This window comes from Actinospineispora acaciae DSM 45401 (assembly GCF_000620785.1).
GTDB classification, from domain to species: domain Bacteria; phylum Actinomycetota; class Actinomycetes; order Mycobacteriales; family Pseudonocardiaceae; genus Pseudonocardia; species Pseudonocardia acaciae.
The window spans coordinates 401,509-424,304 of sequence record NZ_JIAI01000005.1; the positions used below are offsets into that span (position 1 = coordinate 401,509).

Annotated in this window: 23 protein-coding genes and 1 pseudogene; 13 read left to right on the forward strand and 11 right to left on the reverse strand. The window is 72.0% G+C overall.

Annotated features, from left to right (window positions below; genetic code table 11):
- Positions 1–5 precede the first annotated feature (5 nt).
- Positions 6–1,532 carry a class I adenylate-forming enzyme family protein gene (locus tag N912_RS0124970; RefSeq protein ID WP_028924536.1) on the forward strand — a complete coding sequence of 509 codons (1,527 nt, stop codon included), beginning with the start codon at positions 6–8 and terminating at the stop codon, positions 1,530–1,532.
- On the opposite strand, the gene N912_RS0124975 is transcribed toward N912_RS0124970, so the two are convergent.
- Genes N912_RS0124975 through N912_RS0124985 form a run of 3 tightly spaced genes read right to left on the reverse strand, consistent with a single transcriptional unit; the run spans position 1,529 to position 5,799 of the window.
- A complete protein-coding gene (locus N912_RS0124975; protein WP_028924537.1) occupies positions 1,529–1,972 on the reverse strand; it encodes an SRPBCC family protein in 444 nt (147 codons plus the stop codon). The two genes, N912_RS0124970 and N912_RS0124975, sit on opposite strands and share 4 nt — an antisense overlap.
- Positions 1,973–2,029: 57 nt before the next feature.
- Complete coding sequence (locus N912_RS0124980; RefSeq protein WP_028924538.1) at positions 2,030–5,194, reverse strand: carboxyl transferase domain-containing protein; 3,165 nt, start codon at positions 5,192–5,194, stop codon at positions 2,030–2,032.
- 44 nt (positions 5,195–5,238) lie between these two features.
- The gene (locus N912_RS0124985) at positions 5,239–5,799 is read right to left on the reverse strand and encodes a cupin domain-containing protein (protein WP_084211171.1); all 561 of its coding nucleotides are present in this window, start codon (positions 5,797–5,799) and stop codon (positions 5,239–5,241) included.
- A 223-nt stretch (positions 5,800–6,022) separates the two neighbouring features.
- Here N912_RS0124985 and boxC point away from each other — a divergent pair, with 223 nt between their 5' ends.
- Genes boxC through N912_RS0125000 form a run of 3 tightly spaced genes read left to right on the forward strand, consistent with a single transcriptional unit; the run spans position 6,023 to position 9,534 of the window.
- On the forward strand, positions 6,023–7,711 hold the full coding sequence (gene boxC, locus N912_RS0124990; RefSeq protein WP_028924540.1) for a 2,3-epoxybenzoyl-CoA dihydrolase: 1,689 nt from the start codon (positions 6,023–6,025) through the stop codon (positions 7,709–7,711).
- Positions 7,712–7,716: 5 nt separating this feature from the next.
- Positions 7,717–9,129, forward strand: a complete 1,413-nt coding sequence (gene boxB, locus N912_RS0124995; protein WP_028924541.1) for a benzoyl-CoA 2,3-epoxidase subunit BoxB — start codon at positions 7,717–7,719, stop codon at positions 9,127–9,129.
- Positions 9,130–9,174: 45 nt separating this feature from the next.
- Positions 9,175–9,534, forward strand: coding sequence for a hypothetical protein (locus tag N912_RS0125000; protein WP_156993967.1), 360 nt, complete (start codon positions 9,175–9,177; stop codon positions 9,532–9,534).
- 16 nt (positions 9,535–9,550) lie between these two features.
- On the opposite strand, the gene N912_RS0125005 is transcribed toward N912_RS0125000, so the two are convergent.
- On the reverse strand, positions 9,551–10,984 hold the full coding sequence (locus tag N912_RS0125005) for a M20/M25/M40 family metallo-hydrolase (protein WP_028924543.1): 1,434 nt from the start codon (positions 10,982–10,984) through the stop codon (positions 9,551–9,553).
- A 109-nt stretch (positions 10,985–11,093) separates the two neighbouring features.
- Here N912_RS0125005 and N912_RS0125010 point away from each other — a divergent pair, with 109 nt between their 5' ends.
- Positions 11,094–11,579, forward strand: coding sequence for an NUDIX domain-containing protein (locus tag N912_RS0125010; protein WP_028924544.1), 486 nt, complete (start codon positions 11,094–11,096; stop codon positions 11,577–11,579).
- Here the strand turns inward: N912_RS0125010 and N912_RS0125015 are convergent.
- Entirely contained in the window at positions 11,564–12,997 is a 1,434-nt protein-coding gene (locus N912_RS0125015) for a M20/M25/M40 family metallo-hydrolase (RefSeq protein ID WP_211261374.1), read from the reverse strand. The genes N912_RS0125010 and N912_RS0125015 overlap by 16 nt on opposite strands.
- A 107-nt stretch (positions 12,998–13,104) precedes the next feature.
- Positions 13,105–13,569 carry a GNAT family N-acetyltransferase gene (locus tag N912_RS0125020; RefSeq protein ID WP_037066316.1) on the reverse strand — a complete coding sequence of 155 codons (465 nt, stop codon included), beginning with the start codon at positions 13,567–13,569 and terminating at the stop codon, positions 13,105–13,107.
- Between the two features lie 55 nt (positions 13,570–13,624).
- Between N912_RS0125020 and dapA the strand changes: the two genes are divergently transcribed.
- The 6 genes and pseudogenes from dapA to N912_RS0125050 all read left to right on the forward strand — a co-directional run bounded on the left by dapA (position 13,625) and on the right by N912_RS0125050 (position 16,657).
- The gene (gene dapA / locus N912_RS0125025; protein ID WP_028924547.1) at positions 13,625–14,488 is read left to right on the forward strand and encodes a 4-hydroxy-tetrahydrodipicolinate synthase; all 864 of its coding nucleotides are present in this window, start codon (positions 13,625–13,627) and stop codon (positions 14,486–14,488) included.
- A 25-nt stretch (positions 14,489–14,513) separates the two neighbouring features.
- Positions 14,514–14,867 (forward strand): annotated as a pseudogene (locus tag N912_RS54470) (SRPBCC domain-containing protein); the annotation flags it as partial.
- A complete protein-coding gene (locus N912_RS0125035; RefSeq protein WP_028924548.1) occupies positions 14,867–15,190 on the forward strand; it encodes an ArsR/SmtB family transcription factor in 324 nt (107 codons plus the stop codon). The pseudogene N912_RS54470 and the gene N912_RS0125035, both read left to right, overlap by 1 nt.
- A gap of 33 nt (positions 15,191–15,223) precedes the next feature.
- Positions 15,224–15,526: an ArsR/SmtB family transcription factor gene (locus N912_RS0125040; protein ID WP_028924549.1), complete on the forward strand. Its 303-nt coding sequence runs from the start codon at positions 15,224–15,226 to the stop codon at positions 15,524–15,526.
- A complete protein-coding gene (locus N912_RS0125045) occupies positions 15,516–16,031 on the forward strand; it encodes a YbaK/EbsC family protein (protein ID WP_028924550.1) in 516 nt (171 codons plus the stop codon). The genes N912_RS0125040 and N912_RS0125045 overlap by 11 nt, the downstream gene beginning before the upstream one ends.
- Positions 16,028–16,657, forward strand: coding sequence for a LysE family translocator (locus N912_RS0125050; RefSeq protein WP_051580734.1), 630 nt, complete (start codon positions 16,028–16,030; stop codon positions 16,655–16,657). The genes N912_RS0125045 and N912_RS0125050 overlap by 4 nt, the downstream gene beginning before the upstream one ends.
- A gap of 54 nt (positions 16,658–16,711) precedes the next feature.
- Here the strand turns inward: N912_RS0125050 and lpdA are convergent, their stop codons facing one another.
- Together lpdA and N912_RS66500 are read right to left on the reverse strand one after the other, a co-directional pair.
- Complete coding sequence (lpdA, locus tag N912_RS0125055) at positions 16,712–18,121, reverse strand: dihydrolipoyl dehydrogenase (protein WP_028924552.1); 1,410 nt, start codon at positions 18,119–18,121, stop codon at positions 16,712–16,714.
- A gap of 21 nt (positions 18,122–18,142) precedes the next feature.
- Complete coding sequence (locus N912_RS66500; RefSeq protein ID WP_037066323.1) at positions 18,143–18,724, reverse strand: TetR/AcrR family transcriptional regulator; 582 nt, start codon at positions 18,722–18,724, stop codon at positions 18,143–18,145.
- 55 nt (positions 18,725–18,779) lie between these two features.
- On the opposite strand from N912_RS66500, the gene N912_RS0125065 reads away from it, so the two are divergent.
- Positions 18,780–19,976: an MFS transporter gene (locus tag N912_RS0125065; RefSeq protein ID WP_051580735.1), complete on the forward strand. Its 1,197-nt coding sequence runs from the start codon at positions 18,780–18,782 to the stop codon at positions 19,974–19,976.
- Here N912_RS0125065 and N912_RS0125070 read toward each other — a convergent pair.
- Complete coding sequence (locus N912_RS0125070) at positions 19,951–20,370, reverse strand: hypothetical protein (protein WP_028924555.1); 420 nt, start codon at positions 20,368–20,370, stop codon at positions 19,951–19,953. The two genes, N912_RS0125065 and N912_RS0125070, sit on opposite strands and share 26 nt — an antisense overlap.
- Before the next feature lie 111 nt (positions 20,371–20,481).
- Between N912_RS0125070 and N912_RS0125075 the strand changes: the two genes are divergently transcribed.
- Entirely contained in the window at positions 20,482–21,027 is a 546-nt protein-coding gene (locus N912_RS0125075; RefSeq protein ID WP_028924556.1) for an SRPBCC family protein, read from the forward strand.
- Here N912_RS0125075 and N912_RS0125080 read toward each other — a convergent pair.
- Positions 21,024–21,611: a class I SAM-dependent methyltransferase gene (locus tag N912_RS0125080; RefSeq protein WP_028924557.1), complete on the reverse strand. Its 588-nt coding sequence runs from the start codon at positions 21,609–21,611 to the stop codon at positions 21,024–21,026. The two genes, N912_RS0125075 and N912_RS0125080, sit on opposite strands and share 4 nt — an antisense overlap.
- Positions 21,608–22,573 (reverse strand): helix-turn-helix transcriptional regulator, encoded by a 966-nt coding sequence (locus N912_RS0125085; RefSeq protein WP_028924558.1) that lies wholly within the window; start codon positions 22,571–22,573, stop codon positions 21,608–21,610. Before N912_RS0125085 ends, N912_RS0125080 begins: the two co-directional genes overlap by 4 nt.
- Positions 22,574–22,796: the final 223 nt, after the last annotated feature.

Here is a 22,796-nt window from a genome sequence, read left to right on the forward strand (position 1 = left end):
GGGCCGTGAGGACACCACTTCCGCGCGGGCGGGCGCCGTTCGACACCGCCGGGATCGTCCGCGACGAGCTGGGCGTCTCGCACTACGCGGGCCTGCCCGGCTCGCTGGTGACCATGTTCCGCGACTCCGTGGAGCGCGACCCGCGCGCCGAGGCGCTGGTCGAGGTCGGTCGGGAGGACGAGCGGCTCAGCTACCGCGAGCTGTGGGACCGAGCCGCGCGGGTCGCCGGCGGGCTCGCCGACGAGGGCGTGCGCCCCGGCGACCGGGTGGCAAACCTGCTGCCGGCCGGGCTGGACTGGGTGGTCGGCTTCCTCGGCACGCAGTTGGCCGGCGCGGTGGCCGTACCGGTGAACACCCGGTTCGCCGAGCCGGAGATCGAGTACGTGCTGTCCGACTCCGGCGCGGCGGTGGTGCTGCGCCCTGGCCAGCCGTTGCCCGCGGGCCCGCCGACCGCCGTGCCCGACCGCACCCACGCCGACCTGGCGGCGATCTTCTACACCAGCGGCACCACCGGGCGTCCCAAGGGCGCGATGATGACCCAGGAGAACTTCCTGTCCAACATCGAGACGGCCGTGCGGGTGACCGGCATCGATCCCTCGGAGGGGTCCGCCCTGCGCAACCTGGTCTCGGTGCCGCTGTTCCACGTCACCGGCTGCAACAGCCAACTGCTGATCCAGCTCGCGCTCGGCGGCACCACCGTGGTGATGCCCAGCTTCGACGTGCGCACCTTCCTGCGCACCATCGCGGACGAACGGATCAACCTGCTGGTGTCCGTGCCGGCGATCTACGCGCTGGCGCTCATGCAGCCCGACCTCCGCGATTACGACCTGAGCGCGGTGAGCAGGATCTCCTACGGCGGCGCGCCGATCGCCCCCGACCTGGTGCGCCGGATCACCGAGCGGTTCGGAAACGCCCGGGTGGGCAACGGCTTCGGGCTGACCGAGACGTCTTCCATCTCGACCTACCTGCCGCACGAGTGGGCGGCCTCGCACGCCGACTCGGTGGGGTTCGCCGCGCCGGTGGTGGACCTCGCGCTGGACGCCGTGGACCGCGACGGCGTCGGCGAGCTGCTCATCCGAGGCCCGAACGTGGTCGCCGGCTACTGGAACAAGCCGGACGCCACCCGCGACACGTTCGCCGGCGGCTGGCTGCGCAGCGGCGACCTGGCCAGGGTGGACGAGCAGGGCCTTGTCTACGTGGTGGACAGGGCCAAGGACATGATCAACCGGGGCGGCGAGAACGTCTACTCGGTGGAGGTGGAGAACGCGCTGGCCGGTGCGCCCGGGGTGGCCGACGCCGCCGTGGTCGGGGTGCCCGACGACGTGATGGGCGAGAAGGTCGGCGCCGTGCTGGTCTCCGCCCCCGGCGCCGTGGCCGACCCTGCCGCCGTCCGCGCCTACCTGTCGGGCCGGCTGGCCGACTTCAAGATCCCCGAGTACGTCGTCGTCCGCGACACCCCGCTACCCCGCAACCCCGGCGGCAAGATCCTCAAACGCCAACTCCGCGACGAGACCCCCTGGCCGGCGGGCTAGCTGGAGCGCAGCACGGCGTCGAGGTTGGTGAGCACGCCGTCGTAGATCCGCCGGAGCCCGCCGGGGGCGAACGCGCGCTCGAAGATGCCGCCGATCCCGCCGGCCCCGTTCCACACCGTGTGCACCTGGACGCTGCTCTGCCCGCCGTCCGCCGGGCTGACCGTCCAGGTGGTGACCATGCTGGAGTTGCGGTCGGTCTCCACCAGCGCGGAGTCCGGCTCGCTGACCTCGATCAACTGGTCACGGACCCGCTTCGAGGTGGCCGCCAGCTTCCAGTGCACCTGGCTGCCCGCGCCGTGGCCACCGGCCCGCACCTCGTACTCGCTGTAGTGCTCGGTCAAGATCTTCGGTCGGGTGCTCTGGTAGTCGGCCAGCGCGGCCCGCACCTGATCGACCGAACCGTGGACCACTCGCTGCGCGGTGACGCTTACCTGTCCCATGCCGTCCATCCTGCCCGCCGCCGCCAGACCCGTGAGTGGCTAGGGCCGTCATAGCATTCACGGGTGCGCCAGCGCGTGCGTCAGCACGGTGCGGGTGTCGGCGGGGTCGATCACGTCGTCGACCTCGAACACGGTGGCCACGCTCAGCGCCTTGCCGTGCTCGTAGGCCTGTGCGACCAGCTCGTCGTAGCGGGCCTGGCGGGCGGCCGGGTCGGCGATCGCATCCAGCTCCGCCCGGTAGCCGAGCCGGACCGATCCCTCCAGCCCCATGCCGCCGAACTCGCCGGTCGGCCAGCTCGCGGTCAGCACCGGCGACCGGAACCCACCGCCGGCCATCGCCATCGCGCCCAGCCCGTAACCCTTGCGCAGCACGATCATGGCCAGCGGCGAGCGCAACCGGGCGCCGGCCACGAACATCGCGCCGAACTTCCGGACCGTCGCGGTGCGCTCGGCATCCGGGCCGACCATGAACCCCGGGGTGTCGCACAGCGAGACGACGGGCAGCCGGTAGGCGTCGCAGATGCCGAGGAACCGGGTGGCCTTGTCGGCCGCGTCGGCGTCGATCGCGCCGCCCAGGTGCATCGGGTCGTTGGCCAGCACGCCGACCGGGTGCCCGTCCAGCCGGGCCAGCGCGGTGCGGATGCCCACCCCGAACCCGGCGCGCAGCTCCAGCACGCTGCCGCTGTCGAACAGGGTGTCGAGCACCGGGCGGATCGGGTAGGTCCGCACGCGGTTCTCCGGCACCAGGTGGCGCAGCCGGCGCTGGTCGGCGTGCCGGTGCGGGGCGGGCGCGGGGCCGGCGCAGTAGGACAGGTAGCGGCGGGCGGCGGCCACGGCCGCGCCGTCGTCCTTCACCAGCAGGTCGACCACGCCGTTCGGCACCTGCACGGACATCGGCCCGACGTCCTGGGGCGCGACCTCGCCAAGGCCACCGCCGGCGATCATGGCGGGACCGCCCATGCCGATGCTGCTGCCCTCGGTGGCGATCAGCACGTCGCACACCCCGGCCAGCGCGGCGTTGCCGGCGAAGCAGTAGCCGCCGACCACCGCGACCGTCGGCACCTGGCCGACCAGCTCGGCGGCGGCGCGGAAGGTGGTGATGTCCAGCCCGGTGAACCCGCTGGAGTCGGTGTCGCCCGGCCGCCCGCCGCCACCCTCGGCGAAGAGCACGACCGGCAGCCTCTCCCGGCGGGCCAGGTCGAGCAGTCGGTCGGTCTTGCGATGGTTCTGCAAGCCCTGGGTGCCGGCCAGGACGGTGTAGTCGTAGGACATCACCGCGCAGCGCAGCCCGTCCACCCGGGCGATCCCGGTGATCATCCCGTCCGCCGGGGTTCGCTCGATGAGGTCGGCCAGCTCGCGGCGGCGGCGCTGCGCGGCGATGGCCAGCGCGCCGTACTCCACGAACGTGCCCGGGTCGCACAGCTCGGCCAGGTTCTCCCGCGCGGTGCGCCGGCCGGCGTCACGGCGGCGGGCCACGGCGGCCGGCCGCGCCTCGTCCAGCCCGATCCGGTGCCGCTCGACGGCTTCGGCCAGGTCCGGGCGGATCCGGTTCGGGTCGTGGTCGGTGCCGGCCCGCGCGTCCGTAGCGGGACCGTCGGACGGTTCGACGACCAGCAGCGGGGCGCCCTCCGCGACCGTGTCGCCGACGCTGACCAGCACCGTGCGCACGGTGACCGGGCCGGGCGCGGGCACCTCGTGCTCCATCTTCATCGCCTCGAGCACCGCCAACGCGGCGCCGTCGGCGCGGTGCTCGCCGGGGCCGGCCGGCAGCTCCACCACCACGCCTTGCCTGGGCGCGACGACGGTGCCGTGCCCGGGGGCGGACGTCTGAGGCGCGGGTGGGACCAGCTCGGCCATGTGCTCGTCGACGAACGTGGTGTGCAGCCGGCCGTCCACCAGCCCCGGGTGGGCGAGCAGCGCGCGCAACGGGCCGATGTTGTTCGGGATGCCGGCGACGCCGAACTCCGCGAGCGCCCGCTCGGCGCGCGCCAGCGCCCCGCCGAGGTCGGCGCCGACCGTGATCACCTTGGCCAGCAGCGGGTCGTAGCGTGCGCTCACCTCCGTACCCACGGTGGCCGCCGTGTCCACCCGCACCCCCCGGCCGGTGGGCGGGGTGAACCGGGTCAGCGTGCCGCCGGCCGGGCGCACCTCGCCGGTCGGATCCAGCGTCTCCGCGTTCACCCTGGCCTGCACCGCCACGCCCCTCGGCAGCGGCCGGCGCCCGGGAACCAGCTCGTCGAGCGTGCCGCCACCGGCCACCCGCAGCTGCAGCTCCACCAGGTCCAGCCCGGTGACCTCCTCGGTGACCGTGTGCTCGACCTGCAGCCGCGCGTTGACCTCCAGGAACACGAACTCATCGCCGTCGACCAGGAACTCCGCGGTGGCCAGCCCGAGCCGGTCCACCGAGGCGCCCAGCCGCACCGCCGCGTCCCACAGCCGCGCCCTCGTCCCGTCCGACAGCCCGGGCGCCGGGGCGATCTCCACCAGCTTCTGCCGGCGCCGCTGCGCGCTGCAGTCCCGGTCGCCCAGCGCCGCCACCGCACCGGCGTGGTCACCGAGCAACTGCACCTCGACGTGCCGCGCGCGGGGCAGCAGCCGCTCCAGGTACAGCCCGCCGTCGGAGAACGCCCGCCGCGCCTCCGACCGGCACCGTGCCAGCACGCCGGCGAGGTCGTCCGATGCGCCGGCCACCGGCCGCATGCCGCGACCACCCCCGCCGGCCACCGCCTTGACCATCGCCGCTCCGCCCGGACCCAGACCGGCCAGGAACTCCCGCGCCACGGCCAGGTCCGCGTCCGGGTCCGCCCCGGCCAGCACGCCGGTGCCGGCCGCGACCGGGATGTCCAGCCCGGCGGCCAGCGAGCGGGCGCGCGTCTTGTCCCCGAACAACCCCAGCGCGGACGGTGACGGACCGACGAAGGTCAGCCCGGCGTCCGCGCAGCGCTGGGCGAACGGGGCACTCTCGGCCAGGAACCCGTACCCGGGGTGCACGGCGTCGCACCCGGACCGCCGTGCCGCCGCCACCAGCGCGGCGGCGTCCAGGTACGCGGCCGGCCCGGCGGCGGCCAGTGGCACGGCGGCACCCGAACGCGCGAGGTGCCCTGCGCCCGCCTCGTCGGCGGCATGCACGGCCACGGTCGGCAGGCCGAGCGCGGCGGCGGCGTGTTGGATCCGGACGGCGATCTCGCCTCGGTTGGCCACCAGCAGCCGGGTCACGGGCACGGCCGGACTGTACGGCGGATACGCCCCCGTCGCCCCGTGAGTGGCTACCGCGAGCGGGCAGCCCGCCACGGCGGGCTGACCAGGAAGTGCGTGTCGTAGAGCTCCTGGGACTCGAACAGGGTCTCGGCGGCCACCTCGCCGCGCGCGATCCGGCCCAGGTGGCGGAAGTACTCGAACCGCTCCACGCCCGGGGTGAGCACGATGAGCAGCTCGGCGGGGTGCCCGGCCGTTGCCCCGAACGCGTGCGGCATCCCCGGCGGGATCACCAGCAGGTCGCCCTCGGTGCAGGTGACCACCCGGTCGCCGGTGAGCACGTCCAGCGAACCGGACAGCACGTAGAGCAGCTCGCTGGAGATCTGGTGCAGGTGCGGCGTGGCCCCGTCGGCGCCCACGCCCAGCTCGACCCGCTGCGTGCTGAGCGCCCCGGCGGTGGCCCCGCTGTCGGCGAGCAGCCGGATCCGGGCGGACGCGGTCTCCAACGTCTCCGCGTCGGCGGCGCGAACGATCATCGCCTGGTCGGGCGCCTTCGGGTCGCCGGCGGCCCCGTCGGGCGGGGCAGCTGCCGACTCGCCCGAGTCGTGGGACACCGATGACGGGCCGGACATGGATCCTCCCAGGCTGGCGGTACGCGTGTGCTGTCCCTTTCATTCTGTACCCGTTCGGCGAGCGACTTCCGTGATCGGCACCCACCGGGTGATCAAATCCTGTCGTCGTCAACAATCTTCTACAAGAGCTTGACGGCTACCGAGGAATTTGTAGACTGTTATCTCATCGTTCGGGACGTGGCGTATCGGTGCGCCGCGGCAAGCGCGGGGAGGCGAAACGAGGATGAGCGTCCCCACCTCGGGGCCGGCCGGGCCGGTGTCGTTCCAGACGGATCCGCAGCGCTACCGCCACTGGAAGCTCGATCTCGACGGTGAGATCGCGTACCTGCGGTTGGACGTCGACGAGGCCGGCGGGCTGGTGCCCGGCTACGAGCTGAAGATGAACTCCTACGACCTCGGCGTGGACATCGAACTCTACGACGCCACCCAGCGGCTGCGGTTCGAGCATCCCGAGGTCCGTGCGGTGGTCCTGACCAGCGGAAAGGACCGCAACTTCTGCGCGGGCGCGAACATCAGGATGCTGGCCCAGTCCAGCCATCCGTGGAAGGTCAACTTCTGTAAGTTCACCAACGAGACGCGCAATGCCATCGAGGACGCCACCGCGAACTCCGGGCAGACCTACCTGGCCGCGCTGAACGGCACCGCCGCAGGCGGCGGGTACGAGCTGGCCCTGGCCTGCGAGCGGATCCTGCTCATCGACGACAACTCCAGCGTGGTGTCGCTGCCCGAGGTGCCGCTGCTCGGCGTGCTGCCCGGCACCGGCGGGCTGACCAGGGTCACCGACAAGCGCAGGGTCCGCAAGGACCGCGCCGACGTGTTCGCCACCAGGGCCGAGGGCGTGCGCGGGCGCCAGGCCGTGGAGTGGCGGCTGGTCGACGAGGTCATCCCGAAGCGCTCCTGGGACGAGAAGGTCGCCGAACGGGCCGCCGAGGCCGCCGCCCGCTCCTCCCGCCCGACCGGCGCGCGCGGCATCACGCTGCCCCCGCTGGCCCCGGAGCACGGCGAGGACGAGATCCGCTACCGGCACGTGCACGCCCGGCTGGACCGTGCGCGCGGCCTGGTGGAGATCACCGTGCACGGGCCGGACGGCCCGCCGCCGAAGACCGTGGCCGGCATGCACGAGCAGGGCGCCGAGTTCTGGGCGCTGGCCATGACCCGCGAGCTGGACGACCTGATCCTGTGGCTGCGGACCAACGAGCTGGAGCTGGGCACCTGGGTGATCCGCACCAGGGGCAACGCGGCGGACGCGCTGGCGTTCGAGCGCCTGCTCGCCGAGCACGGCCGGGACGACTGGCTCGCGGTCGAGGTCCGGCACTACTTCAAGCGCGTGCTCAAGCGCCTCGACGTCACCTCCCGCAGCCTGGTCGCGCTGATCGAGCCCGGCTCCTGCTTCGCCGGCGCGCTGCTGGAGCTGGCGCTGGCCTGCGACCGCCAGTACATGCTGGACGGGGTTCTCGACTCCGATGAAGAGGGCCAGGAGCCGGCCCAGGTCGTGCTGTCGGAGTCCAACTTCGGCGCGTTCCCGATGTCCAACGGGCTGTCCCGGCTGGGCTCGCGGTGCTACGGCGACGACGACTACCTGGCCAAGCTGCGCCAGGAGACCGGGCACTGGTTGGCCGCGGCGGAGGCGGCGGAGCTGGGGCTGGTCACCGAGGCGTACGACGACATCGACTGGGACGACGAGATCCGGATCATGCTGGAGGAGCGCGCGTCGCTGTCCCCGGACGCGCTGACCGGCATGGAGGCCAACCACCGGTTCGTCGGCCCGGAGACCATGGAGTCGCGGATCTTCTCCCGGCTCACCGCGTGGCAGAACTGGATCTTCATACGGCCGAACGCGTCGGGTCCGGAGGGCGCGCTGCGCCGCTACGGCACCGGCCGCCGCGCCGACTTCGACCGGAAACGGGTGTGACGCAGATGTCCATCGACTACACAGAAAAGATCCCGAACAACGTCGACCTGGCCGGCGACCGCAAGCTGCAGCGCGCCCTGGAGTCCTGGCAGCCCAACTTCCTGACCTGGTGGACGACCATGGGCCCGGCGCTGCCCACCGAGGACGTCTACCTGCGCACGGCGGTGGACGTCGGCCGGGAGGGCTGGGCGCACTTCGGCCACGTGGCCATGGAGGAGTACCGCTGGGGCGTCTTCCTGGCCGAGCGCAACGCCGACCGGCGCATCGCCTTCGGCGAGCAGAAGGGCGAGCCGGTCTGGCAGCAGGTGCCCGGCGAGTACCGCTCGGACCTGCAGCGCCTGATCGTCATCCAGGGCGACACCGAGCCGGCCTCGGTGGAGCAGCAGCGCCGCCTCGGCGAGACCGCGCCGTCCCTGTACGACCTGCGCAACCTGTTCCAGGTCAACGTGGAGGAAGGCCGGCACCTGTGGGCCATGGTCTACCTGCTGCACGCCTACTTCGGCCGCAACGGCCGCGAGGAGGCCGAGGCGCTGCTGCACCGCAACTCCGGTGACCTGGACTCGCCGCGCATCCTGGGCGCGTTCAACGAGGAGACGCCGGACTGGCTGTCGTTCTTCATGTTCACCTACTTCACCGACCGGGACGGCAAGTACCAGCTCGGCACGCTGAAGGAGTCCGCCTTCGACCCGCTCTCCCGGACCTGCGAGTTCATGCTCAAGGAGGAGGCGCACCACATGTTCGTCGGCACCACGGGTGTCGACCGAGTGGTCGCTCGCTCCGCGGAGCTGATGCTCGAGCACGACACCGAGGAGGTCGGCCCGCACGGCGGCATCCCGCTGGACGTCATCCAGCGCTACATCAACTTCCACTACTCGGTGTCGCTGGACCTGTTCGGCTCCGAGCGCTCCACCAACGCCGCGAACTACTTCACCGCCGGCCTCAAGGGCCGCTGGCAGGAGGAGCGCCGCCGCGACGACCACATCCTCACCGAGGACGCCGCGCACGTCGAGGTGGTCCGCGACGGCGAGCTGGCCACCGACGAGGTGTCCGCGCTGCTCGCGCTGAACCACGACCTGCGCATGGAGTACGTCAAGGACTGCCAGAGTGGGCTCAAGCGCTGGAACCGCGTTCTTGAGAAGGCCGGCGTGGACCGGCGGCTGTATCTACCGCACGTCGGCTTCAACCGCCAGGTCGGCGTCTTCTCCGACCACCACGTCACGCCCGCCGGCCAGGTCGTCGGCGCCGACGCCTGGGAGGCCAGCCGGCACAAGTGGCTGCCCACCGACGCCGACAAGGCGCACGTCCAGTCCCTGATGCGCCCGGTGTACGAGCCCGGCAAGATCGCCAGCTGGATCGCCCCGCCGATCAACGGCATCAACGGCAAGCCGTTCGACTACGAGTACGTTCATCTGCCCTGACCGTTTTGCTCCCCAACCTCCGGCGCCCGGTACCGGTCGGTCCGGATGAGGCGTTTCCGGCCGAGGGGAGTGGTGATCGCGATGTGGTTCCGGGCGAGGACAGCGGTGGTCGCGGTGCTCGCGATGTCGCTGGGCGCGGCGGTGCTGGCGGGCTGTGGCGACGGTGGCGGTGAGCGGCCGATCGTGCGGACGGCCCAGGTGGGGCGCGGCACGGTGGGCTCGGCGCACGACGTGCTGGTGATGCCGACCGCGGCCGTGACCAAGCAGGGCGGCCGGTCGTACGCGACGGTAGAAGGCCCGGACGGAAAGCCGCTCAAGGTGCCGTTCGGCGCCGGGGCGGCCAACGCCGAGCTCACCGAGGTCAGATCGGGCCTGCGGGAAGGCCAGGTGATCCTGCTGCCCTGACGGCCGACCCCTCGGTTCAGGAGTTCGCGTAGAGCTTGGTGACCTCGTAGAGGTAGTCGCGCGACTCGTAGAGCGAGCGGGCCAGGATGCGCTCGTTCAGGCCGTGGGTGTGGTCGTCACCGGTGCGGTAGAACCGGCCGCTCAGGCCGTAGGTGGGGATGCCGCCCTCGTTGAGGTAGCGGCCGTCGGTGGCGCCGGTGGACTGGGTCGGGATCAGCGGGACGCCGGGCCACATCTTCGCCGCGACCTCCGTGGCGGGCCGCAGGATCGTGTCCGACAACGGCGGCACCGGTGCGGCGGAGGTGAACGGCTCGACGGGCTGGATCGTGATCTTCGGGTCGTTGATCACGTCGGTCAGGGTCTTCTGTACGTCCGCGCCGGGGGTGCCGGGGAAGATGCGGCAGTTCACGTTCGCCTCGGCCTGCTGCGGCAACGCGTTGCGGGCGTGCCCGCCCTGGATCTGGGTCGGCACGCAGGTGGTGCGCAGCGTCGCGTTGAACACCGGGTCGGCGGACAGGGTGGCGGCGGCCGCGGCGTCGTTCGGGTTGGCCGCCAGCGCCTTCATAGCCTGCCCCATCGGGCCGGGGGTGAGCGCGCCGCGACGCTCGAAGGAGGCCCTGGTCACGTCGTTGACCTGCGTTGGGAAGTTGAACGCCGAGATGCGCGCCAGCGCGCCGCCGAGCGCCCCGATGGCGTTGAACGGGCCGGGGCGCGAGCTGTGCCCGCCCGGGTCCGTCGTGCGCAGGGTGAAGTTCTGGTAGACCTTCTCGCCGGCCTGGATGTCCAGCGACACCCGGTTGTTCTGCTCGTCCAGCGTGCCGGCGGCGCCTTCGTTGAGGGCGAAGGCGGCGTCGATCCAGTCGCGGTGGTTCTTGACCAGCCACTCGGCGCCGTTGACCTGGGCGCCGCCTTCCTCGCCGCAGGTCAGCGCGATCTTGATGTCGTGCTTCGGGCGGAAGTTCTCGGCGCGGTAGCGGATCAGGCTGTCCACCCAGATCGCGGCCATGGACTTGTCGTCGACGGCGCCTCGGGCGGTGAAGTAGCCGTTTTCTTCGACGAGCTTGAACGGGTCGCGTCCCCAGTCCTCTTGCTTTGCCTCGACGACGTCGATGTGGGCGAGCAGGAGGATTGGTTTGCTGGCGGGGTCGGTGCCGTGCAGGGTGGCGATGAGGCCGCCGTCCTTGGGGTGGTCGGGCGGGACGAACACGTTGAGGTCGCCGTCGGGGTAGCCGGCCTTCTTCAGGCGGGCGGCCATTCGCTGGGCGGCCAGTGTGCAGTCGCCGGCGGAGGCGCTGGTGTTGGTCTCGACCAGCTCCTTGTAGAGGTCGCGGAAGGCGGCCTGGTCGGTTGGTGTCGCCGGGGGTGGTGCCGACGGCGGTGGGGCGGCGGACCCGCATCCGGAGAGGAGCACGACAGCGATACAGGCGATCACCGAGGCGGTCCGCATCATCGACTTATAACATGATCGAACCGTCCGCTGAAGAGATGTTTCAGCAATTCGCGCCTGCGGAATGCATTTCCCCCGACCGTGTCGGGACATCCTGCCTACTATCCGTCTCGTGAGCAGCCCGGCCGAGCGGTTCGCCACGCCTCTGGTCGCGGCGGGCGCGTTGTTCGTGGACGGCGACCGGGTGCTGCTGGTGCGCAAGACGTACGGGAACCGGTGGGACATCCCGGGCGGCGTCGTCGACCGGGGCGAGTCGCCGAGAATGGCGTGCCGCCGGGAGCTTCGCGAAGAGCTCGGGATCGAGCGGGAGCCGATCCGGGTGCTCGTGCACGACTGGGCGCCGTCCGATCCGGAGGGCGACAGGATCCTCTACGTGTTCGACTGCGGCGAGCTTGGCGCGGACGAGCGGCGCATCGCGGTGGACGGCGTCGAGCTGGACGGCTGGGAGTGGGTGGCCGTCGACCGGATCGACGAGTACGTCATCCCGCGGCTGTACCGGCGGCTGTCGCAGGCGTACCGCGCGCACCGCGTCGGGACCACGCTCTACCTGGAGCACGGCGTGCCGGCACTGCCCGAGCGGGGTCAGGAGTTGGCGTAGAGCTTGGTGACCTCGTAGAGGAAGTCGCGCGACTCGTAGAGCGCCTGGACCGGGATGCGTTCGTTCAGGCCGTGGATGTGGTCGTCCCCGGGGCGGATGAACTGGCCGCTCAGGCCGTAGGTGGGGATGCCGCCCTCGTTGAGGTAGGAGCCGTCGGTGGCGCCGGTGGACTGGGTCGGCACCAGCGGGACGCCGGGCCACATCTTCTCCGACACCTGGCGGATCGGCCCGAGGACCGTCTCGGACAGCGGCGGTACCGGCGCGGCGGCGCTGAACGGGCCGACCGGCTCGACGGAGACCTTGGGGTCGTTCACCACGTTGATCAGCGTCTGGCGGACCTCGGCGCCCTGGACGCCGGGCAGGATCCGGCAGTTCACGTTCGCCTCGGCGAGCTGGGGCAGCGCGTTCGTCGCGTGCCCGCCCTTGAGCTCGGTCGCCACGCAGGTGGTGCGCATCGTCGCGTTGTGCAGCGGGTCCGCCGACAGGGTCGCGGCGGCCGCGGCGTCGTTCGGGTTGGCGGCCAGCGCCTTCATGGCCTGGCCCATCGGCCCGGGCGTCAGGGCGCCCTGGCGTTCGAAGTAGGTGCGGGTGACCTCGTTGAGCTGGACCGGGAAGGAGAAGGCGCCGAGCCGGGCGAGCGCGCCGCCCAGCGCGTGGATGGCGTTGAACGCCTCCGGGCGCGAGCTGTGCCCACCGTGGTCGGTGGTCCGGAAGGTGAAGTCCTGGTAGACCTTCTCGCCGGCCTGGATCTCCAGGTTGACCTTCTTGTTCTGCTCGTCGAGCACGCCCTCGGCGCCCTCGTTCAGGGCGAACGCGGCGTCGATCCAGTCGCGGTGGTTCTTGACCAGCCACTCGGCGCCGTTGACCTGCCCGCCGCCTTCCTCACCGCAGGTCAGCGCGACCTTGAGGTCACGCTTCGGCCGGAACCCCTCCGCGCGGTAGCGGATCAGGCTGTCCACCCAGACCGCGGCCATGGACTTGTCGTCGCTGGCACCGCGCGCGGTGAAGTAGCCGTTGTCCTCGACGAGCTTGAACGGGTCGCGGCCCCAGTCCTCCTGTTTGGCCTCGACGACGTCGATGTGCGCGAGCAGCAGGATCGCCTTGCTGGCCGGGTCGGTGCCATGCAGGGTCGCGACCAGGCCGCCGTCCTTGGGGTGGTCCGGCGGGACGAACACGTTGAGGTCGCCGTCCGGGTAGCCGGCCTTCTTCAGTCGGGCGGCCATTCGCTGGGCGGCCAGGGTGCAGTCGCCGGCGGAGAAGGTGGTGTTGGTCTCCACCAGTTCCTTGTAGAGGTCGCGGAAGGCCGCCCGGTCGGTTTGCGGCGCCGCCGCCGGCGGGGGTGGCGGGGGTGCCGCGGTCCCGCAGCCGGAGAGGAGCACAACAGCGATACAGGCGATCACCGAGGCGGTCCGCATCATCGACTTATAACATGGCCGTACCGTCCGTTAAAGAGATGTTCAGTAATTTCGCGCCTGCGGAATGCATTTCCCCCGACGGTGCACTCCGCACACGCGCGAACTCCGGCTCAGCAGGTGTGCCGGAGCAGCACCATCCCGGAACGTTTGAACCCGGCGTCGGTGTACATGGCTTGGGCGCGTTCGTTGTCGTGGTCGGTGAGCACGCTGATCTGTGCCCACTTGCGCCGCTCGGCCTCCCGCACCGCCGCGTCGAGCAGCTGGCGGCCGATGCCCTTGCCCCGGTGGTCGGGGTGGACGACGAAGTCCTCCAGCCAGCAGACGTCCCCGCCGACCGCCGTGGACAGCGCCCGCTGCAGCAGCACGCAGCCCACCGCCCGCCCGGACCCGTCGTCGCGCTCGTCACCGGTGGCGACCAGTAAGGCGCCGCGCTCCGGCTCGGTCAACAGTGCATACAGCGCCCTTCGTTGTCGGGCGGCGTCCGGTGTGAAGTCCGCTTCCTGCTCGAACAGCACGGCGAGCAGGGCGACAACATCCTCGACATCTCCCAGCTCCAGCTCGCGGATCGTGGCCATGAGGAAATCGTAAAGTGACTCGACGAAGGCCCGTGTAAGGCGGGATGCTCACGCCATGTCCACGTCCCTCGGCACCGTGCTCACCGCCATCGTCACCCCGTTCGACGACGACCTCGCGTTCGACGAGGAGGCGTTCGTCGACCTGATGCACCACCTGGCCAAGCACGGCTCCGACGGCTTCGTGGTGTGCGCGTCGACCGGTGAGTCGGCGACCCTGGACAGCGCCGAGCACCTGCGCATCATCAAGCTGGCCTGCGAGAACCGCCCGCCGGGCACGACCATCGTGGCCAGCACCGGGTCCAACAACACCCGCCAGGCGTGCCGGATGACCGAGCGCGCCACCGAGTTCGGCGTGGACGGCGTGCTCTCGGTGACCCCGTACTACAACAAGCCCAACCGGCGCGGGATCGTCGCGCACTACCGCGAGGTGGCGGCGGCCACCGACAAGCCCGTGATCCTCTACAACATCCCCTCCCGGGTGGTTCTGGACCTGCCGAACGACTTCCTCGCCGAGCTGGCCCAGATCGAGCGCATCGACTACGTCAAGCAGGCCAACGACGACAGCCTGGCGCCGATCGACGGGCTGGGCGTGTACGCGGGGAACTGCGGGGCGTTCGCCCGGGTGCTGGACATGGGCGGCTGCGGCGGGATCGTGGTGTCGAGCCACATTGCCGGCGACCAGATGCGGCGGATGGTCGACGAACCCGACCAGCGGGCGGCGATCGATGCGTCGCTGCGGGAGCTGTACGACGCGATTTTCCTGACCACGAACCCGATCCCGGTCAAGGCCGCGCTGAACATGCTCGGCCACCGGGTGGGCAGGCCTCGGCTGCCGCTGGTCCCCGCCGACGAGGCCGAGACCGCCGTCATCCGCACCGCCCTGGAGCACCTCGGCCTGCTGGAGCCCGCGCCCGCTTGATGTGTAACCGCTTCGGGTCTGGTACGCGTTCGACGGCGCTCGGGTGGACCTGCGTCCCGGCGGCGTGATCGAGCACTTCTGGCGGGAGCACGGGCGGTTCCTCGGCGTGATCGAGCGGGTGCGGCCGCCGACGTCGCTGGTCTACCGGTACTCGGTCGTTCCGGACGTCGAGCCCGGGCCGGGGCGGCAGACGCGCGTCGAGTTCGAGCTGCTGTCGTTGCCCGGCGAGCGGACCCTGGTGCGGGTCACGGAGTCCGGGTTCGCCGAGCTGGAGGTGTCCGAGGACGAGCGGCGGGCCCACCGCGACGCCACCGAGCAGGGCTGGAGCGGCGGGTTGGCCGGCCTGGCCGAGCTTGCGGGCGGCCGGGTGCCCGGCTGATGGCCGGTGAGCCGCCGTTGTCGGAGGTGATGGCGGCGCTGGCCGATCCGACGCGGTGGCGCGTGCTGGCGATGCTGTCCGAGCGGGAGCGCAGCGCGTCGGCGTTGTGCCGCGAGCTGCCGGTGAGCCGGGCGGCGGTGATCAAACACCTCGGGGTGCTGGAGCGCGGCGGGTTGGTGCGGCGCCGTCGGGTCGGGCGGGAGGTGCGGTTCGTGCCAAGGCCGGAGCGGCTGTCCGACACCGCGCGCCGGCTGGACGAGATCGCCTCGGCCTGGGACGCGCGCCTGGACGCCCTGCGCCGCCTCGCCAAGGACTCCGATTGACAGGTAATTAGCTAATTCCCTAAGTTGGAGGCCGTGCTGGACGTGGAGCTGGCCAAGGCGCTCGCCAACGACAAGCGGGTGCTGATCCTGGGCTGGCTGCGGGACCCGGAGGCGCATTTCCCGCCGCAGCGGGACGGCGACCTCGTCGAGGACGGGGTGTGCTCGCTGTTCATCGCGGAGAAGCTCGGGATCAGCCAGCCGAGCTGCGGCGAGCATCTCAAGGTGCTCAGCCGGGCGGGGTTGGTCCGGGGCAAGAAGATCAAGCAGTGGGTGTTCTACAAGCGGGACGAGGAGCGGATCGCTTCGGTGAAGGAGCAGCTGAGCGGTGAGTGGTGACACGCAGGTCGAGGCCGATATGTACTCCCGGTTGATCGCCGACCTGGACGCGGCCGGGGCGCGGTACCGGCTGATCGACCACCCACCGGAGGGACAGACCGACCTGGTCAGCGCGCTGCGCGGCAACGACGTGCGGCACGCGGCGAAGTGCCTGGTGGTGCTGGTGAAGGTGGGCAAGAAGCAGAGCCGGTACGTGCTCGCGGTGGTGCCCGGCGACGCCCGGGTGTGCCTGGCGACGGTCAAGGGGCTGTACGGCGGCAGCTACGTCGGCTTCGCCGGCACCGAGCGGGCGGAGGAGCTGGCCGGCAGCGTGTCCGGCACCGTGCTGCCGTTCAGCTACCACGAGCGGCTGGAACTGATCGTGGACCCGAGCCTGCTCGACGCGCCCGAGCTGTACTTCAACGCCGCCCGGCTGGACAGGTCGATGGCGCTGAACACCGAGGACTACGTGCGCGTCGCGGCGCCCCGGGTGGAGCGGATCGTCGTCGAGGCGGCCGCGTCGTGACGGTGCTGCCGTACCTGCCGCTGCTGGCCGCCTGGATCGTGGCGCTGGTCAGCCCCGGCCCGGACTTCCTGGTGGTGCTGCGCACGTCCGCCACCCGGTCCCGGCGGGCCGGCGTCCTCGCGGCGGTCGGGGTGGTCACCGGCCAGGCCTGCTGGGTGGTGGCCGCGCTGGCCGGCGTGAGCGCGCTGCTCGCCCGCTACGAGCACCTCTACACCGGGGTGCGGCTGGCCGGCGCCGCGTTCCTGATCGTCTACGGGCTGACCACGCTGCGCTCGGCGTGGCGGCGCGCTCCGGACCGTCCGGTCGAGGCGGACGATGAACGGCCCGCGCCGGTGTCCGGCTGGCGGAGCTGGCGGCTCGGGCTGCTGACCAACCTGGCCAACCCGAAGGCGCTGGTCTTCCACGGCGCGCTGTTCGCCACGCTGCTGCCGGCGCAGGCCGGCTCGCTCGCCAGGGCAGAGGTGCTCGTGGCCATGCTGACCACCGCAATGGCCTGGTTCGCCACGGTCGCGGTGCTGGCCAGCGTGCCCGCCGCGATCGCCGCCTACGCCCGAGCCCGCAAGGCCATCGACGCCATCACCGGCGGGCTGTTCGTGGCCATCGGCGCCGCCCTGGCCCGCCCGTAACCCAACCCGTGAGTGGTTAGCGTTGTCATAGCAACGCTAACCACTCACGGGTCTCTAGAAGTTGATCATGCCGTGGGTGAGGCCGTGGATGGCCTCCTGCAGGCCCTCGGACAGGGTCGGGTGGGCGTGCACGTTGCGGGCCAGCTCGTGGGCGGTGAGGTCCCAGCGCTGGGCCAGGGTCAGCTCGGGCAGCAGCTCGGTGACCTCGGGGCCGATCAGGTGGCCGCCGAGCAGCTCGCCGTAGGTGTCGTCGCTGATCAGCTTGACGAAGCCGGTGGGGTCGGCGAGGCCCTGCGCCTTGCCGTTCGCGGTGAACGGGAACTGCGCGACCTTGATCTTCCAGCCGCGTTCGGGCGCCAGCTCGCGGGCCTGCGCCTCGGTGTAGCCGAAGCTGGCCACCTGCGGCTGGCAGAACGTGGCGCGCGGCATCATCGTGTAGTCCAGTTCCTGGGTCTCGGCGCCGGCGATGGTCTCGGCGGCCACCACGCCCTGGGCCTCGCCGACGTGCGCGAGCATCAGCTTGGCGGTGACGTCGCCGATCGCGTAGATGTGCGGCACGCTGGTCCGCATCCGGTCGTCGATCTGGATGGCGCCGCGCTCGGTCAGCGCCACGCCGGTGCCCTCCAGCCCGTACCCCTTCACCCTGGGCGTGAAGCCGATCGCCTGCAGCACCTTGTCCGCGCGCAGCTGTTTGGTAGCCCCGTCCGCGCCGGTCACGGTGACCTCGACGCCGTCCGAGCCGCTGTCCACGATGGACTCCACCCGGGTGGAGGTGAGCACCTCGACGCCGAGCTTGCGGTACCGCTTGGCCAGCTCCTTGGAGACGTCGGCGTCCTCCAGCGGGAGCATGCGGTCCAGGAACTCCACGATGGTCACCCGCACGCCGTAGTTGGCGAGCACGTAGGCGAACTCCACGCCGATCGCGCCGGCGCCGGCGATGATCACGCTCTCCGGCAGCTCGCGGGTGAGGATCTGCTCCTCGTAGGTCACCACCCGCTCGGACAGCGTGGTGCCCGGCAGCAGCTTGGTCTCCGCGCCGGTGGCGATGATCGCGTTGTTGAACGTGATCGTCTCAGTGCCGCCGTCGGACAGCGCCACGTCGAGGGAGTGCGCGTTGCGGAAGGTGCCGCGCCCGTCGAACTCGGTGATCTTGTTCTTGCGCATCAGGAAGTGCACGCCCTTGACCCGGCCGTCGGCCACGATCCGGCTGCGGTCGTACGCCGCGCCGAAGTCGAAGCTCACATCGCCGGAGATGCCGAACGTCTTGGCCTCCCTGGTGACGATGTGCGCCAGCTCGGCGTTGCGGAGTAAGGCCTTGGACGGGATGCAGCCCACGTTCAGGCACACCCCGCCCCAGTACTTCTCCTCGACGATCCCAACCTGCAGCCCGAGCTGGGCGGCCCGGATCGCGGCGACATACCCGCCAGGCCCGGCCCCGAGCACAACGACGTCAAAGTGCGGCATACCGCCACGCTAGTACGCGGGTCAGGTCGCCGCGGCGAGCAGCGCCGAGGCGGCGGCACGGGCGTCGGCGCCGGCGGTGGGGGAGCCGTCGATGGTGGTGACGACGCTGGCGCCCTCGATGAGCAGGAGCAGCTGGCGGGCCAGCGCGTCGGGGTCGGCGTGCGGGGGGAGGCCGGACTCGCGCAGGCGCGCGGTGAGCAGGCCCCGGTAGCGGGTGAGGTGGCGGCGCGCGATGGCCGCCGTGCGCGGGTCGGCGCGGGTGTCCGTGACCGTGTTGATCACCGTGCAGCCGTGGTAGCCGGGCTGGGCGAACCAGGTGATGAGCAGATCGAACACCGACAGCACCCGGGCCGGGCCCGCCGGGGCGTCGGCGGTCTTGCGCTCCAGCCAGGCGTGGATCTTGTCGCTGTGCTCGGTCAGGATCGCGGCGACCAGGTCGTCCTTGGACGCGAAGTACCTGTACATGCTCAGCTTCGACGCGCGCGCCCTGGCGGCGATCTCGTTGACCCCGACGGCGTGGATGCCGTGCTCGTAGAACAGCGCGGCGGCGGTCTCCAGGATGCGGTCCCTGGTTGCGGCGGTGCCGGGTGTCGTCGTGGTCACGGGTCTGAGGATACCGACTTGTACTGTGACAGTACCGAACTGTACCGTCTCGTCTATGACGAGCGTAAACGCCGATCTGGGGCAGGTGGTGCGGACGCCGGTGCGGCGGTTGTGGGTGGCGGTGCTGTGCGGTTACCTGGCGCTCGGCGCGACGCTGCAGGAGCTGCCCGGGTACCTGGTCGAGCGGTTCGGTGAGGGGCCGGCGGTGGCCGGGCTCGCGGTCGGCATCGCGTTCGCGGCGACGGCGGTGGTCAGGCCGTTCGCCGGGATGGCCGGTGACGCGGGGCGGGCCGCGCCGATGGTGGCCGCGGGCGCGGTGCTGACCACGGTCGCCGCGCTCGGGCATCTGCTCGCGCCGAACGTGGCGGTGTTGCTGGTGGCGCGGCTGGTGATGGGCGCGGGCGAGGCGGCGTTGTTCTCCGCCGCGCTGCCCTGGGTGCTCGGGCGGACGCCGGCGAACCGTCGCGGGCGGGTGGCCGGCTGGTTCGGGCTGTCCATGTGGGGTGGGCTGGCGCTCGGGCCGCTGGTCGCCGTCGGCGCGCACCGGTTCGGCGTGACGTGGTGGGTGGTGGCCGCGCTGCCGATGGTGTCCACCGCGTTGGTGGCCAGCACCGGGCTCCGGTCGGCGCCACCGCGCGGCGGGGCCGGGCCGGGGTTGAGGTCGCGGCCAAGGCTGGCGTCCTGGCGCGACCTGGTGCCGCGCGGCGCGGGGTTGCCCGGACTGTGCCTGGGCATGGCCTCGTACGGCTACGGCACCCTGACCGCGCTGTTGGTGCTGTACCTGACCGGGAAGGGCAGTGGCGCGCAGGGCGTGGCGCTCACGGTGTTCGCCGTCGCGTTCCTGGCCGTCCGCGCGGCCGGCAGCCCGCTGATCGACAGGTACGGCGGCGCGGCGGTGGCCAGGGTCGTGCTCGGGTTCGCGGCCGCCGGCCTTGCCCTGCTGGCCGCCGTGCCCACCGACCCCGCCGTGCTGCTCGGCACCGCGCTGGCCGGCGTCGGCGTCGGGCTGATGTTCCCGGCCACCACCGCTATGACGTTGCAGCGCACCCACGCGCGGGCGCCCGGGCTCGCGGTGGGCGCGATGACTTCGCTGTGGGACGTCGGCGTGCTGGTCGCGGGGCCGGCCGGCGGGCTGGTCGCCGACCACCTCGGCTACCGGCCGGCGTTCGCGCTCGCGGCCGCCGTCGCGCTGGCGGCGCTGTTGATCACTGTGCGGGTGCGGGCGGTCAGCGCAGCGGTACCCGGCCGGTAGGGGCGCGGCGCACCATCCAGCTCAGGTGCGGCATCGAGCGCAGGTGCTGCGAGCCGCACCCGGTGCAGAGCAGCTCGTACACCGGCTCGCCGCCCTGGCCGTTCAGGTACTCCAGTTCGTGCCGGGTGCGCTCGATGGCGCCGTCCAGCTCGGGGTCGCCGGCGAACAGCGGGTCGCGCCCGGTGTCCTGGGCCGTCGACAGCCGCGTCTGGGCGACCGCCCTGGCCAGGCTCTCGCCCATCGGGATCACGTCCGGGCCGCTGATGTGGCGCACCTCGGGCTGTCGGAACGGGCGCAGCTGCACCCAGGCGACCACGCTGCCGCAGCGCGCGCAAACCAGCTCGCGCTGGTAGCTCCGAAACACCGACAGGACCCCATCGAGTACGGCCGCCACCGCGTCACCTCCCGCTCCTCCGTACCCGCCAACGGAGCCGGCATGCCGCTCTATTCCGGGCGCTCAAACATTTCTTGACGGTTATATGCCGTGAGGGTCATACTCGACGTCATGACCAACACGACCTACCACCCCAGCCCGCTCGTCCCGGTCCACCGGCAGCGCAGCGACGACGGCTGGACCCTGGTGTTCACCCGTGACCTTCCGCACGCCCCCGAAGCCGTCTGGCGGGCGCTGACCTCTCCCGACCAGCTGCGCCAGTGGTCGCCGTACACGGCGGAGCACGAGCTCACCGCCGAGGGCGCCGCCTCGCTGTCCATGCTCGACGGGGGCGGCGGCGAGCCGGCGGCGTCGATGGACGGCACGGTGCGCCGCTACGACCGGCCCCGGCTGCTCGAGCACGCGTTCGGCGACGACGCGCTGCGGTGGGAGCTGACGCCGATCGAGGACGGCACGCGGCTGGTGCTGCGGCACACGTTCGCCGGCAGGGACGGCGACTGGGCGTCCGCGCTGGCCGCCGGCTGGCACCTGTGCCTGGACGTGGCGGACGCGCTGTTGGCCGGCGCGCCGTTCGGGCCGATCGTGGGCGACCAGGCGCGGGAGTACGGCTGGGACGAGCTGAACGAGCGGTACGCCAAGGTGCTCGGCGCCGCTTAGGCCGTCCAGACCAGCGAGTAACGCCACATCGCATGCCGGCGGAACCGGGCGCCGGGCAGCTCCTCGGCCGCGATCCGGCGCATGGCCCGGTACGTCTCCGGCGGCGGCCAGGCCGTCGGCGCGGAGTGCTCCCAGTACCCCTTGGTGGCGCGGTGCACCCGGTGCATGACCGCCCCGGCCAGCTCGTACGGCAGGTCGGCGGGCAGCCGGGCGCGGGCCAGCCCGACGACGGCCAGCACGCCGCCAGGGCGCAGCAGCTCGCGCATCCGGCGCAGCGCGGTGGCCGCCGGCATGTGGTGCAGCGTGGCCACCGAGGCGACCAGGTCGAACGAGCCGGGCTCGAACTCGTGGTCGAGGAAGTCGCCGTGGACGTACTCGACGCCGTCGTGCTCCCGCGCCAGCTCGATGCTGGGCCCGTCCTGGTCGATCCCGACGACCTCGGGCACCGTCCGCGCCAGCTGCCGGACCAGGATCCCCTCGCCGCAGCCGACGTCCAGTGCCCGCTTGGCGCCGGTCGAGACCGCGTCCAGGATCACGCGGTGGTAGTGGATGTTGTGGTTCCAGCGTTCCTGATCCACACTCACCGGCTCGATGGTGGCACCGCGGCCGCGATCCGGACAGCCAATTCGCGGGTGTGCTCGATCAGCTCGGGCGGGCTCTCCACCGTGTACGGCACGCCGACCATGGCCAGCGTGATGGACAGCCACTCCCAGGAGTCCACGCCGGTGACGTAGCGGCAGCTGTGCTCGTCCAGCGGTTCCAGGCTGCCGGCGTCGGCCATCAGCCGTTCGGACACCACCTCCACCGGGGCCTGGAAGCGGACCACGCCCTGGTGTCGGCTCAGCGGCACCAGGGCGCTGGCCTGCACGAAGCTGGCGGCCCCGTCCGGTGGGAGCTCGCGCGGCGTGAAGCCGGTGCCTGGCACGGTGAGCCCGGTGATCCGGTCCAGCCGGAAGGTGCGCCAGTCGCGGCGGTCGAGGTCCCAGCCGAGCAGGTACCAGCGTCGGCCGAGCAGCACCTGCCGGTACGGCTCCACCCGCCGCTCGGAGCGCTCGCCCGCCCTGCTGGTGTAGGCGAACCGCACGTCCTGGTGCGCGTAGGCGGCGGTGCCCAGGGTGTGCAGGACGGCCAGGTCCACGGTGGCGGCGCGGCGCATGGCGGTCTCGGTGGACGCCTGGATCGCGGCCATCCGGTACCGCAGCCGGGGCGGCAGCACCTGCTCCAGCTTGCGCAGCGCCCCCTCGGCGGCGCCGGTCTCGCCGGTGACCTGGGCCAGCGCGGCAAACCGGAGCCCGACCACGGTGGCCACCGCCTCCTCGTCGGTGAACAGCAGCGGCGGCATCGCGCGCCCGGCCACGAGTTGGTAGCTGCCGCCCGGCCCCGGCGCGGACGACACCGGGTAGCCCATCGCGCGCAGCCGCTCCACGTCCCGGCGCAGCGTGCGCGGCGAGGTGTCCAGCCGGGCGGCCAGCTCCGCGCCCGGCCAGGCCCGTCCGGTCTGCAGCAGGGACAGCAGCTCCAGCATCCGCTCGCTCGGCCCGCTCACGCCCACGATTATGCGGCCATAATCTGACCACATCTACTCGTAGCGTCGGGGCATGGACAGCATTCGGGTCACCGGCGCGCGCGAGCACGACATCTGGCGAGGAGAGAAGGGAGGCTCATCAACGGATCCGGCCGGTGTCGTCTCTTGACGCTGTCAACGTGGAGCAGCGTCGGCAGCGTTCACCTGACGGTGCGCAGAGAGCTCGAGGAAAGACAAGGTGGCC

Coding starts and splice junctions, on each gene's coding strand:
- N912_RS0124975 (WP_028924537.1), bottom strand. CDS start 1,972: ATGGGACAGGTAAGCGTCACCGCGCAGCGAGTGGTCCACGGTTCGGTC.
- N912_RS0124985 (WP_084211171.1), bottom strand. CDS start 5,799: ATGTCCGGCCCGTCATCGGTGTCCCACGACTCGGGCGAGTCGGCAGCT.
- boxC (WP_028924540.1), top strand. CDS start 6,023: ATGAGCGTCCCCACCTCGGGGCCGGCCGGGCCGGTGTCGTTCCAGACG.
- boxB (WP_028924541.1), top strand. CDS start 7,717: ATGTCCATCGACTACACAGAAAAGATCCCGAACAACGTCGACCTGGCC.
- N912_RS0125000 (WP_156993967.1), top strand. CDS start 9,175: ATGAGGCGTTTCCGGCCGAGGGGAGTGGTGATCGCGATGTGGTTCCGG.
- N912_RS0125005 (WP_028924543.1), bottom strand. CDS start 10,984: ATGATGCGGACCGCCTCGGTGATCGCCTGTATCGCTGTCGTGCTCCTC.
- N912_RS0125015 (WP_211261374.1), bottom strand. CDS start 12,997: ATGATGCGGACCGCCTCGGTGATCGCCTGTATCGCTGTTGTGCTCCTC.
- N912_RS0125020 (WP_037066316.1), bottom strand. CDS start 13,569: ATGGCCACGATCCGCGAGCTGGAGCTGGGAGATGTCGAGGATGTTGTC.
- dapA (WP_028924547.1), top strand. CDS start 13,625: ATGTCCACGTCCCTCGGCACCGTGCTCACCGCCATCGTCACCCCGTTC.
- N912_RS0125035 (WP_028924548.1), top strand. CDS start 14,867: ATGGCCGGTGAGCCGCCGTTGTCGGAGGTGATGGCGGCGCTGGCCGAT.
- lpdA (WP_028924552.1), bottom strand. CDS start 18,121: ATGCCGCACTTTGACGTCGTTGTGCTCGGGGCCGGGCCTGGCGGGTAT.
- N912_RS0125065 (WP_051580735.1), top strand. CDS start 18,780: ATGACGAGCGTAAACGCCGATCTGGGGCAGGTGGTGCGGACGCCGGTG.
- N912_RS0125075 (WP_028924556.1), top strand. CDS start 20,482: ATGACCAACACGACCTACCACCCCAGCCCGCTCGTCCCGGTCCACCGG.